At 46.0% G+C, this 524-nt stretch carries 1 pseudogene; it reads right to left on the bottom strand.

Annotated features, from left to right (window positions below):
* Window positions 1-76: 76 nt before the first annotated feature.
* Window positions 77-524: pseudogene (locus R8N49_RS30240) on the bottom strand (ammonium transporter); the annotation flags it as partial.

Here is a 524-nt window from a genome sequence, read left to right as displayed (position 1 = left end):
GACCAAAATAAAAAAACCTGCTCATCGGAGCAGGTTTTTACATACCGAGAATGTAACTATTTATTACAAGGCATATTTACTTCACAGTTACGAATTCAGGGTAAGCACCAACACCACAATCGTGCATGTCCATGCCTTCCATTTCTTCCTCTTCCGTAACTCGAATACCAACCGTAGCTTTAAGAATCGCCCAAACCACTAGGCTTGCACCAAATACCCAAGCAAAGATCACTGCGGCACCAAGAAGCTGCGCACCAAACGTTGCTTCACCGTTGCTTAGAGGAACAACCATTAGACCGAAGAAACCACAAACACCGTGAACTGAAATTGCACCCACAGGATCGTCAATCTTCAGTTTATCGAGACCGATGATGCTAAATACCACTAGCGCACCCGATACCGCACCGATTGCTACAGCATACAAAGGTGATGGTGATAGTGGGTCTGCCGTGATAGCGACCAAACCAGCCAGCGCACCGTTAAGGATCATGGTTAAATCTGCTTTACCCCAAGTGGTTTTACAC

The sequence above is a fragment of the Vibrio sp. 1978 genome (genome assembly GCF_033344345.1).
This window is presented reverse-complemented; position numbering and strand designations above follow the sequence as displayed.